At 71.0% G+C, this 11,108-nt stretch carries 9 protein-coding genes; 6 read left to right on the top strand and 3 right to left on the bottom strand.

Annotation, left to right across the window (positions count from 1 at the left end):
• Positions 1–478: 478 nt before the first annotated feature.
• Positions 479–1,195: a creatininase family protein gene (locus ACFHW1_RS24945; protein ID WP_416551032.1), complete on the bottom strand. Its 717-nt coding sequence runs from the start codon at positions 1,193–1,195 to the stop codon at positions 479–481.
• Positions 1,196–1,197: 2 nt separating this feature from the next.
• On the bottom strand, positions 1,198–2,598 hold the full coding sequence (locus ACFHW1_RS24940) for a helix-turn-helix domain-containing protein (protein WP_416551033.1): 1,401 nt from the start codon (positions 2,596–2,598) through the stop codon (positions 1,198–1,200).
• 363 nt (positions 2,599–2,961) lie between these two features.
• On the opposite strand from ACFHW1_RS24940, the gene fxlM reads away from it, so the two are divergent.
• The 5 genes from fxlM to ACFHW1_RS24915 all read left to right on the top strand — a co-directional run bounded on the left by fxlM (position 2,962) and on the right by ACFHW1_RS24915 (position 9,119).
• Positions 2,962–4,200 carry a methyltransferase, FxLD system gene (gene fxlM, locus ACFHW1_RS24935; RefSeq protein ID WP_416551034.1) on the top strand — a complete coding sequence of 413 codons (1,239 nt, stop codon included), beginning with the start codon at positions 2,962–2,964 and terminating at the stop codon, positions 4,198–4,200.
• Positions 4,201–4,214: 14 nt separating this feature from the next.
• Positions 4,215–4,361, top strand: coding sequence for an FxLD family lanthipeptide (locus ACFHW1_RS24930; RefSeq protein WP_416551035.1), 147 nt, complete (start codon positions 4,215–4,217; stop codon positions 4,359–4,361).
• A 72-nt stretch (positions 4,362–4,433) separates the two neighbouring features.
• Positions 4,434–7,190: a lantibiotic dehydratase gene (locus ACFHW1_RS24925; protein WP_416551036.1), complete on the top strand. Its 2,757-nt coding sequence runs from the start codon at positions 4,434–4,436 to the stop codon at positions 7,188–7,190.
• On the top strand, positions 7,187–8,269 hold the full coding sequence (locus ACFHW1_RS24920; RefSeq protein ID WP_416551037.1) for a lanthionine synthetase C family protein: 1,083 nt from the start codon (positions 7,187–7,189) through the stop codon (positions 8,267–8,269). The genes ACFHW1_RS24925 and ACFHW1_RS24920 overlap by 4 nt, the downstream gene beginning before the upstream one ends.
• Positions 8,270–8,282: 13 nt before the next feature.
• Positions 8,283–9,119 carry a thiopeptide-type bacteriocin biosynthesis protein gene (locus tag ACFHW1_RS24915; protein ID WP_416551038.1) on the top strand — a complete coding sequence of 279 codons (837 nt, stop codon included), beginning with the start codon at positions 8,283–8,285 and terminating at the stop codon, positions 9,117–9,119.
• A 72-nt stretch (positions 9,120–9,191) separates the two neighbouring features.
• On the opposite strand, the gene ACFHW1_RS24910 is transcribed toward ACFHW1_RS24915, so the two are convergent.
• Positions 9,192–10,430, bottom strand: a complete 1,239-nt coding sequence (locus tag ACFHW1_RS24910; RefSeq protein WP_416551039.1) for an LOG family protein — start codon at positions 10,428–10,430, stop codon at positions 9,192–9,194.
• A gap of 246 nt (positions 10,431–10,676) precedes the next feature.
• On the opposite strand from ACFHW1_RS24910, the gene ACFHW1_RS24905 reads away from it, so the two are divergent.
• The gene (locus ACFHW1_RS24905) at positions 10,677–11,105 is read left to right on the top strand and encodes a DUF3151 domain-containing protein (protein WP_416551040.1); all 429 of its coding nucleotides are present in this window, start codon (positions 10,677–10,679) and stop codon (positions 11,103–11,105) included.
• Positions 11,106–11,108: the final 3 nt, after the last annotated feature.

The following is an 11,108-nucleotide window of genomic DNA, read 5'->3' as shown; positions in this document are numbered from 1 at the left end:
CACGCCACCGAGGTGTGCGGATGCTGTCGTCGATCTTCACGTACAGTGCGGTCAAGAGGGTGTCCAGGTCTTGCGTCACAACATGATCTTGGATGCCCTCTCCTCATGCCCGGAGATCGACCCCTCACTTCGGAACTACTCGTCTAGCCGACGCATCTCCACTCCCAGTCGAGCACCGGATCGTGCTTCCCACCATTGCTGCGGTCAACTCGTTGGCCGGGAGCTCAGCGAGCTGGGTAGTGCCGTAGGGTCGCGCAGAAGGACGTCGCGCGGCTGGTCTACAGCACCCGCAGCACCGTGGCGAACGTCGAAGCCGGTCGGCGGGTGGTCGACACCGGCCGGGATCGTTGGACGTTGCGCAGGATGATCTTGCCGCGCCCGGCAGTCCATCCCCACTGCGGTCCGTCGTTGTGTGGTCGGCTCTGCGCTGGAGCGCTACGGCGGCCTTCGAGGCGTAGCGGGCTGCGGGCGTGGCTGGTCAGGGTCGGGTGTGCTGTTGGAGGATGGCGAGGCTGGTGGCGAAGGTGGTGGTCAGGCTGTCGAGGACGGCCTTGCCTTTGGTGGCGGTGGCGGCGGATGGTGCGCCGATGACGCCGGTGTGGGTGTAGCCGCGCATGCCGAGCACCAGAAGGTCGGGTCGTTCGGTGAGGTGGTCGGCGGTCTGGTAGCCGGGTCGGACGAGGTCGGGGCACAGGTGCAGGAGCAGGGAGGTCTCAATCTCACCGGCGTGCATGTCGTCGTGGCTGGTGCTGTCGAGGCCGGCGTGCTGGCGGGCGGTTTCCCAGTCCTGCCTCCTCGGGTAGAGGGCCATGCGCCGTCCGCTCGTGTTGGCCTCTTGGACGATGTTGGATAGCACGTAGTTGCCGCCGTGGCCGTTGACCACGACCAGCCGGTCGACACCGGCCTGCTCTAGCGACTGCGCGATGTCGGTGATGATCTGGGTCAGGGTGGAGGAGCGAATGCTGACAGTGCCCGGCCATCCGGTGTGTTCCTGCGAGCAGCTGATCGTCACCGGGGGCAGCAGCAGCAGGTCGTAGGCGGTCGCGGCGGCTTTCGCGATCGCGCAGGCCACGACGGTGTCGGTGATCAGCGGAAGGTGGGCGCCGTGTTGTTCGAAGCTACCCACCGGGAGAACGGCGACGCTCGCGGCCCGGCTGGCCTCGTCCGTGGTGGTCGCGGTGGAGATCAAGTCCATGATCACAGTCTGGTCGTTGACGCGACGAGGGAAAAGGCATTGCGGAAATCGACGACCTCGGTGGATCCCGTTACGCCTGCGAGCCGACCGTGGAGTTGGTTCAAGGAGGTCATCGCCCTGGCCGCCGAGGTCGCGGCGGCCAATCTCAGGGCGCGGCTGCCTTCGGCACCCGCCTCGGCCAACCGGTTCGTCGCAGCGTAGGACCGGGCGAGCCAGCTCCGGGTGAGCGCTTCATCCTGGCGGTAGTCGCCGGGCCAGTCGGTAAGGACCGTTTCCAGGGTCTCCGTCGCCGCAGCGGCGTGGCCGAGTTGGAGCAGGCAGTAACCCTCATGGGCGCGGAGGTAAGCGTGGGTGCAGTGGCGGCCGATGGTGTCCGGGTCATCTGCGGTGTTGCCCATGGACCGGCTGACAAGCTGGTGCGCGGTCTTGATCGCGGAGAGGGACCGCAGTCGTTCGTTGCGAAGGGCGTGTCCCTGGGCCTGGCGGATGAGGCAGAGGGCGCGGTCGCGGTCGGTAAGTGGCACGAGTGTCTCGGCGGTTTCGGCGAGTCCCGTCGCCTGGGTGCCGTCGAGGCGGTCGACGGCCTGCTGCGCTTGGCGCATGACGACGTAGGCTGCCATCCGCTTGTCGCCCGCCCGGTGTGCCAGGGTGAGTGCGTGGTCGAGCCAGTGGGCGGCCGCGTTGACGTCGGCGAGGTTGTCGGCGGTCCAGGACGCGAACTCCGCCCATCGCGCCTCCACTGCCAGAAGACGTGGCGTGAGGTCGTCCGGGGCCTCGCGGCGGTAGCGGCGGACGATGGCCAGCTCTCGGCAGACAGCGCCGTACACCTGGCGTGAACCGAAGACGTTGTGCGAGGCGGCCAGGAGCCGTAGCAGTTCACTCCAGTGCAGCGCCAAGGCGGGATCGACGCCAGCTGGGTCGGGAATCGGATCGAGGGCGGACACCGTCACCGGCCCCGGGATATCTGGAGCGTTGCCGGTCGATGCTGGTAGCGCCGCTGGGAGGTCGCCGGCAGCTGGCTGTATACCGACATCGGTCTCGCCCCAACGGGCCAGCTGCCTCGCCTCGACCCTTTCGCGGTCGAACCGTTGCTTCAGCCGCACGTAGGCGTCGTAACCGGCGAGTAGCGCGCCGCCGGCGTCCAAGAATTGATCACACCGCTGCCAGAAGATCCGGTCGGCTACCTGCTGACCCCGTTCCACCCCGGCGATGGTGCTGCGGGTGCTGTACACCCGCCCGGCGACATCGGCCTGGGTCAGACCACGCGACCTTCGCCGGTGAGCGAGCGCGGCACCGAGCTCCCGTTTGACGTCCTGGACCTGCCGCGGATCGATCACGAAGTCCCCGACTCTCCACCACACGTTGAAATAGCACAACGTTGAAAGGGCACGATAACCGTTCAACGCAGAGCGAAGCCACCGTGACCGGCCGGTGAGTAGACGAGTGGATGGGCGCCGGGTAGACCGCACGGACTCGGGACTTGGGGGTATCGCATGCGTGGATTCCGGGAGGCCGCCGGCCGGAGGTTGTCGAGGATTCGTGTCGAGGGTGTTCGACATCGCCGTTCAGGCGTTGAGTGGATGCGACCAACCGTTGATCCAGCGCCTTGTCTGCGTCTGGGGATTGTGGCGCACGATCACCGCGACCTGCTGGGAACGGTGGGGCTCCAGATGGTGGTCGCGAAGATGTGTTCAGGACCGGGCAGCGATCCGACCGAGCGGGTCGTCCGGATGGGCGGCCGTGACAGGTGGGGAGTGGCGTAGCGGATGAGTGTCGACATGGTGACCAGCGATGGTCTGCGGGCGGCGATGGTGGATGGGTTGGTCGCTGATCATGTGGCGAAGGGTCTGACGATGCGGCCGGAGGTGGAGGCGGCGTTGCGGGCGGTGCCGCGTGAGTTGTACACGCCGGGTGTGCTGTTGGAGGAGGCGTATCGGGGTGACAACGCGGTCATCACGAAGCGGCGGGGTGCCGAGACCGTGAGTTCGGTGTCGGCACCGTGGTTGATCGCGGAGATGCTGGGTCAGGCGGCTGACGCCTTCGACGGCGGCCTGCTCGGTCGGCACGTGTTGGAGGTCGGTTCGGGTGGCTACAACGCGTCGCTGCTGCGGGAGCTGGTGGGCCCGTCGGGTTCGGTGACGACTGTGGACATCGATCCGGATGTGACGGAGCGGGCGGTGGCCTGTTTGGCGGCGGCGGGCTACGGCGATGTGACGGTGGTGTGCGCCGACGCCGAGCAGCTGATCGAGCCGCGTCGCCGGTTCGACCTGATCATCGTGACGGCGGGGGCGTGGGATGTCCCGGAGTCGTGGATCGCGCAGCTCGCCGAGGACGGCGTGTTGGTGGTGCCGCTGCGGACGTTCGGGATGACCCGGTCGTGGGTGTTGCGTCGGGTCGGTGAGCGGCTGGTGAGCCACAGTCAGCGGCTGTGTGGGTTCGTGGCGATGCAGGGTGCCGGGGCGCACGAGATGCGCTACGTCGACATCGCCGACGGGGTACATCTGCGGTTGGATGAGGGCGAGCAGATCACGGCGGAGTCGGTCGCGGGGTTGTTGTCGCAGCCGCATGAGCAGGTGTGGGCCGGGGTGAGTCTGCCGCCCCGTACCGTGCTGGCGGATCTGGATCTGTGGCTGGCGGTGCGTCTGTCCGCTGAGGTGGATCAGTTCGTGGTGCTGTCGGCGCAGCAGGAAGCGGTCGACGCGGGCGTGGTGGCGCCCGCGTGGCGGTTCGGCACGCCGGCCGCGCTGCACGAGGGCACCTTCTCCTACCGGTCGGCGCTCGCCTGGACCGGTGACCGGTTCGATGTGGGTGCGTGCGCGCACGGGCCGGACGCCGCCGCGGCGGCGGAGCGGATGGTGGCGCACATGCGCGACTGGGTGCACGGCGGCGAGCCGGCCCCGGCGTTGCAGGTGCTGCCCGCGGCTACTCCCGACGGTGACCTGCCGGCCGGGACGGTGCTGGACAAGCGGCACAGCCGTGTCGTCCTCACCTTCAACCCCGCATGAGAAGGGAAACGCGCATGGAGACCACGGAAATCGAGGAGTTCGACCTGGACATCACCCTGGTCGACGCCGGCCCCGCCACAGGCGGGTACGCCACCAACACCGACGACAACTGCGGCTCGGGTAACACCGGGTCGAACGCCTGCTCCGGCGGCAGCAAGTAGCACGGATTCGACGCCGCTTCGGGTCCGGCGTCCACGGACGCCGGGCCCCCTCTTTTCTTCCGGGGGTGTGTCGTGGTTCCTGCGGCGGGTGCGGCCCTGGTCAGAGCCGCCGCCTATCCGGACGGGCTGACCGTGCCGGCCTGGCCCGATCTGACATCGGAGCAGCCGGAGCGGTGGCAGGGGTGGCTGGTACAGGTGTGGGCGTTGCCGGGGTTTCCGGCGGCGGTCGCCTGCGCCGCGCCGGAGCTCGCCGAACGGATCGGCCGGGCGGTGGCCGGCGAGCCGATGTCGGGTCGCCGGTGGCGTCGCCTGGTCGAGACGGTCGTGCGGTATCTGCTGCGGTGGACGACGCGGGCGACGCCGTTCGGTGTCTTCGCCGGGGTGGCGCCGGTCGAGTTCGGCGCCCACGCCGCTGTGCGGTGGGGTGGGGAGCATCGGGTGGTCGTGCGCCCGGACGGGGAGTTCGTCGCTGAGGTCACCGCCCGCGCGGAGCAGGACGTGGCCGTCCTGCGGGGTGTCACGGTGGTGACGAACACGGTGGGGTACCGGCGTGGCGGGGTGTGGGTGGTGCCATGCGCGCACGCCGACGGTGACCGCAGGCGGGACGTCGAGATCGGGTTGACCGGGCCGGTGCGGGCGGCGATCGACGCCGCCGCCCGCCCGATCGCGTTCACGGTGTTGGCGGAGCGGATCGGCGGTCCGTCGCCGGCCGGGGTGGGCGCGGCCGAGCGGATGCTGGCCACACTTGTCCGGTCGGGGGTGCTGCTGTCGGAGCTGCGGCCGGCGATGACGGTCACCGACCCGGTGGCCCACCTGGCCCGCCACGTCGCGGTACCCGACCCCGGCGGACGGGTCTCGGCCGATGTGCGTCTGGACGTGCCGGTGACGCTGCCCGAGGCGGTCCTGCGGGAGGCGGGTGAGGCGGCGGCGACGTTGGCGGCGGTGGCGCCGCCCGCGTCCGGGTGGGTGGAGTACCACGGCGCGTTCATCCAGCGGTGGGGTCCGGGCGCGGCGGTGCCGCTGCGGGACGTGGTGACCGTGCTGGGTTTCCCTGCCGGCTACCGGGGGTCGACCCGCCGGGCGCCGGCGGGGTTCTCGGCCCGTGACCGGCTGCTCGCGCACCTGGCGCAGCAGTCGGCGGTCGGCGGGCGGGCGGAGGTCGTCCTCGACGACGACCTGGTCGGCCGGCTACGGGGAGACGACGACCGGCCGCCGACGCCGCACACGGAGCTGCGGTTCACGCTCGCGGCCGCGACTTTACGGGACCTGGACCAGGGCAGGTTCACGTTGACGGTGGCCAGCGGCGCCCGCCACGCCGGGGTGTCCGCCGGCCGGTTCCTGCACCTGCTCACCCCCGGCGAGCTGGCGTCGTTCCAGCAGGTCTACCGGAGTCTGCCGACCCTGCTGCCCGACGCGGACGCGGTGCAGCTGTCCGGTCCGCCGCTGGACCCGCGTCTGACCCCGCTCGCCCGGACACCGGAGCTGCTGCCCGTCCTGCCCGTCGGGGACTTCCACCCCGACCCGCCGTACACGGTCGCGGATCTCGCCGTTGCCGGCGACGGCCGCCGGCTGTGGCTGGAATCTGCCAGCACCGGCCGGCCGGTCGAGCCGCTGCTGTTCAACAGCGTGCTGCTGCCCGATCTGCAGCAGCCGTTGACGCGGTTCCTGACCGAGATCTCGACGGCGTGGACGGCACCCTGCGGCAGGTTCGACTGGGGACAGTCACACGATCTGCCGTTCCTGCCCCGGATGCGACGCGGCCGCAGTGTGCTGCACCCCGCCCGCTGGATCATCGACCGGCACGCCCTCCCACCCAGTGGATCCTGGCAGGTGTGGCGCGACGCCTGGCAGCGGCACCGCGACCACCACCAGCTCCCGGCCGAGATCCTGCTCGGCTGCGGCGATGACGTGCGGCTGCGCCTGAACCTCGACGACGACACCCACCTCGTCGTGCTGCGCCGCCACCTCGACCGACATCCCCGTACCGTCGTCACCGAAGCGCCCGGCCCGGCCGGCTGGATCGACGACCGGCCCGCCGAAATCCTGCTCACCCTCACCGACACCCCACCAGCCACCCGCCCTACCCGGCGCGCCCGGCAGGTCCGGGCCGTGACCTCCGTGTCGCACCGGCCCGGACCGTCGTCGCCGTGGCTGGAAACCCGGCTGTACGGGCGGCTCGACGACATCCTCACCGACCTCACCCGACAGACCGCACCCGTCCTGCCGGTGGGCTGGTGGTTCCTGCGCTACCCCGACCCCGAACCCCACCTGCGGCTACGCACCCCACTACCCGACTCCGCGAGCTTCGCCGACGTCGCCGGGCGCCTCGCCGAGTGGACACACCGGCTGGAACACGACCGTGTCATGCACGACCACAGCCTGCACACCTACCGGCCCGAGACCCGCCACGGCACCGGACCCACGCTCGCCGCCGCCGAGGCGGTGTTCGCCGCTGACTCCCGCATAGCGCTACGGCAGTTGACTGGCGACCGTCAGGCCGCCACCGCCGCCGGCATGACCGCCATCGCCGACGCGTTCACCGGCGACGGACCACGCTGGCTCACCGACCACGTCCCGCACCGCAGCGGTCCGCGACTCGACCCCACCCAACTCGACCTCGCCCGCACTCCACACCACGACGATGACCGCGCGGCCGCCCTGGCCGCCTACCGGGACCTCGCCCATACCGACGGCCTCGACCTCGACCAGGTACTGGCTGACCTGCTGCACCTGCACCACGCCCGCATGATCGGCGTCGACACCGCCTCCGAACGGCACTGCCTGCGGCTGGCCCGCGCCGTCGCCCGCACCCACCAGGCGACCTCATGAGCGCCGGGCAGTCCCTCGCCGACGGCGCGGCCGGGGCAGCCCTGCTGCACCAGGAAACCGGCGACTGGCCGGCCGCGTACGCCGCCCTACGGGAAGCCACCGCCGACGGCGTCAGCATCGCCGACGGCGCCAGCCTCTTCCACGGCGCACCCGCCCTCGCCTTCGTCCTCGCCACCACCGACCACCCCCGGCTCGCGCGAGCCCGAACCATCGCCGCGACCGGCACCGCCACCGTCACCCGCCGACGCCTCGACACCGCCCACCGCCGCATCGACTCCCGCCGCCGGCCGCATTACGCCGAGTACGACCTCATCCGTGGCCTGACCGGCCTCGGCGTAGCCCTGCGCCGCCTCGGCGACCACGACCTGCTCCGACACGTCCTCGACTACCTGGTCCGCCTCACCGAACCCGTCGACGACCTCCCCGGCTGGTGGTGCCACAACGGACCCGACCGCCACCAGCCGCCACCACCCGGCGGTCACGCGAACCACGGCCTCGCCCACGGCATCACCGGACCCCTCGCCCTACTCGCCCTCACCCACCGCGACGGCATCAGCGTCAACGGACACACCACCGCGATCACCCGAATCTGCCGGTGGCTGGACCGGTGGCAGCAACACACCGACAGCGCCACCTGGTGGCCGCAAACCCTCACCCTCGACGACCTGCACCGAGGCACACCAGCCCAGCGACAACCGTTGCGACCCTCCTGGTGCTACGGCACCCCCGGCATCGCCCGCGCCCAGCAACTCGCCGGCATCGCCCTGCACGACACCACCCGACGGCACCTCGCCGACACCGCCTTCACCACCTGCGTGACCGACCCCGCGCAGACCCGCCGACTCACCGACCGCAGCCTCTGCCACGGCACCGGCGGCCTCCTCGCCACCGGCCGGCGCATCGCCGCCGACGCACTCACCCCGACACCCGTCACGCCGCTGACCCGCCTGCACCAGCACACCACCAGCTCCACCACCGCCGACGAACCCGCCGGACTTCTCGACGGCACCACCGGCACCCAGCTCGCCACCGCAACCACCACCACGACCGGGTGGGACGCCTGCCTCCTCCTGAACTGATGAAAGGCCCGCCATGGACACAGCCTGGAAACAGGTGACCATCGACTACCCCGGCCGCAGCCGCCACGAACGCGAACACAACGCCGTACCCCACCTCCGCAGCGTGCTGCCCGCCGCCGAAACCGTCGGCCTCATCACTGCATGGTGGTTCATCCGCAAAGGACCCTGGCGTATCCGCTACCTGCCCACCACACCCACCGACCACCCCGACCCCCTACACCGTCTCCTCACCCAGAACGTCCCCTGGATCCACGACATCTACGAACCCGAAACCCACACCTTCGGCGGCCCCGCAGCGATGGACACCGCCCACACCCTGTTCCACCACGACAGCCACCACCTCCTCACCTACCTCCACGACCGGCCCACCAACCGACGCGAACACTCACTCATCCTCACCACCGCACTGATGCGCGCCGCCGGACTCGACCTCAACGAACAAGCCGACGTCTGGGCCAGCGCCGCCCAACACCGCCCCGACCACCCCCACCCCGCCACCCGCACCAACCCCGTCACCTGGACGTCGTTCACCGACAAGATCCGCCACCTACTACTCGGCAACCCCCACCACCCGTGCGACTGGCACACCGCCTTCGCAGACGCCGGCACCACCCTCGGCGGCCTACGCGCCACCGGCACACTCACCCGCGGGCTACGCGCGGTCATCACCGAACACGTGATCTTCCACTGGAATCGGATCGGACTACCCGCCACCACCCAGGCCACCCTCGCCCACGCCGCAACCGAAGCAATCCTCGGCAGCACTCTGCCACCACCGACCTACGGGCAGACGGCGAGCCGAACACGGCATTCCGCCCACGGTTGGCCACGGTCAGCTCAGCAGACATGAACCACGGCTGACGGACGTTATGCAATGAATGGGACCGACCGCCGGATAGTCGATCGTCCTGCCGAGCCGAGGTCAGCTCCGTGACTGGGCCGGCACTACCGGCGGCAGCGCGGCGGCGGTGAGCAGCGCGACCGCCTCGTGCACGTCGTCGGTGAGCCGGACCAGCGGGGACAGGTCGCCGGCCGGGGACAGCGCCAGCAGCGGCGCCAGCAGCGCCTCGACCGGCAGGGTCTGGCTCCAGAAGGCGCGGTCCAGGAAGACGTACGGGCCGCTGGCCCCGTCGGTGCCGTAGAACGTCTTCGTGGCCGCCTGGAACACCTCCTGCACGGTGCCGGCCCGGCCCGGCGCGAACACGATGCCGCCCCGGGTCAGCCGCAGGATGGTGTCCTCCCGGACGGCGTTGCAGAAGTACTTGGCGATCCGGCCGGCGAACAGGTTGGCCGGTTCGTGCCCGTACAGCCAGGTGGGGATGGCGAGCCCGCCAACCCGCGCCCAGCCGGAGTCGCTGTCGTTGGACACCGCCGCGTCGACCGGGTACCGGTCGCGGACCGCCAGCGCCGCAGCGGTGTACGGCTGCTGGTCGGCGTAGTCCGGCGCGCCGGCCAGCAGGTCGATGGCGTCGGTCAGCTCCTCGGCGTCGCGGCTGCTCAGGTACGCGCCGAGGTTCGCCGCCTCCATCACGCCCGGCCCGCCGCCGGTGACCACCAGCCGGCCGGCCCGGGCCAGCTCCCAGCCGAGCGTGGCGGCCAGCCGGTACGCGGAGGTGCCACGCGGCACCGCGTGCCCGCCCATCACCCCGATCACCGAGGCCGGCCCGTACCGGTCGATCCAGGTCCGGGTGGCGTCGGCGAGCGCGTTGTCGATGCCGTGGTCGTGCAGCCGCTGGGCCAGCGCCTCGCGGATCTGCGGCTGGGCGCCGCCGTGCCGGCGGAAATGCCGGTAGACCAGGTTGTCGTACATTCCGTCGGCGCCGTGCTCGGCGAACCCGGCGGCCAGGTCGGCCGGGGTGTACAGCCGGGGCGGGTGACTCGGGTACGGTCGCCCGGCGAGCGGCGGGACCACATGTGCGCCCCGGCGCACCAGCTCCGCTTCTGCCGCCGCCGACGGGAACGAACAGCCCAGGAACAACGTGTCGGTGAGGTCGATGTCGGTCAGGTCGGGCACCGGCGGCACGTCGAACTGCAGTCCCTGTACGGTCAGCCCGGCCAGGCTGCCGGCGCGCAGATGATGGTCGAGCTCGGCGCGGGACTCCACCTCGTGCGGGGTGGAGTCGTAGTCGCCGGACAGCGCTGCGGGAGGTGGCGTGGGCATCCGGCCATTTTTCCGTACCGCCGCAACCGGCGTGGCGTGGCGCAGCGAAGCCCGGTCGTACGACGGCTCGGTCGTACAGCGAAGCCCGGTGGCACGAGGCCACCGGGCTTCCCAAACCGGTTCCTGGGGAGGCTCCGGACCTCTATTTCTAGTCGAGTACCGGCATCGGCACACCCGCCGCACGCGTGACGAAGGACTCATCCGTTCAGACACCATGTCGCTGCGAATCCAGGTTGAATGGGCAAAATGCAGAACCTGTTGCCCGAACCGCCGGCCACCACGCTGCCCGGCGACGAGCAGGCCGAGGCGGCACTCGCCGAGGCTGCCCAGGTGGACACCGAGGAGGCGTACGCCGCTGCCGCCGGACGCCACCCCACCTACAGTCGGGCCTGGGCGGTGCTCGCCCAGCGTGCGTTCACCAAGGGGGAGGTCGTCGCCGCGTACGCCTACGCTCGCACCGGCTACCACCGGGGCCTGGACCAGCTGCGCCGCAGCGGCTGGAAGGGGCACGGCCCGGTGCCCTGGTCGCACCGGCCGAACCGGGGTTTCCTGGCCTGCCTGCATCTGCTGTCCCGGGCGGCCGGGGAGATCGGGGAGAGCGACGAGGCCGCCCGGTGCGCGCAGTTCCTGCGGGACTGCGACCCGGCCGCCGGGGACGCTCTCGCCAGCAGTTGACGG

Source organism: Micromonospora sp. LOL_014 (assembly GCF_048060245.1).
GTDB lineage: Bacteria > Actinomycetota > Actinomycetes > Mycobacteriales > Micromonosporaceae > Micromonospora_E.
The sequence above is the reverse complement of the archived record's forward strand: the minus strand, read 5'-3'. Positions and strand labels throughout refer to the sequence as shown.

Bases quoted from the DNA above. Each gene is read 5' to 3' on its own strand.
- ACFHW1_RS24920 (WP_416551037.1), top strand. From the start codon at position 7,187: ATGAGCGCCGGGCAGTCCCTCGCCGACGGCGCGGCCGGGGCAGCCCTG.
- fxlM (WP_416551034.1), top strand. From the start codon at position 2,962: ATGAGTGTCGACATGGTGACCAGCGATGGTCTGCGGGCGGCGATGGTG.
- ACFHW1_RS24945 (WP_416551032.1), bottom strand. From the start codon at position 1,195: ATGGACTTGATCTCCACCGCGACCACCACGGACGAGGCCAGCCGGGCC.
- ACFHW1_RS24910 (WP_416551039.1), bottom strand. From the start codon at position 10,430: ATGCCCACGCCACCTCCCGCAGCGCTGTCCGGCGACTACGACTCCACC.
- ACFHW1_RS24915 (WP_416551038.1), top strand. From the start codon at position 8,283: ATGGACACAGCCTGGAAACAGGTGACCATCGACTACCCCGGCCGCAGC.
- ACFHW1_RS24905 (WP_416551040.1), top strand. From the start codon at position 10,677: ATGCAGAACCTGTTGCCCGAACCGCCGGCCACCACGCTGCCCGGCGAC.
- ACFHW1_RS24930 (WP_416551035.1), top strand. From the start codon at position 4,215: ATGGAGACCACGGAAATCGAGGAGTTCGACCTGGACATCACCCTGGTC.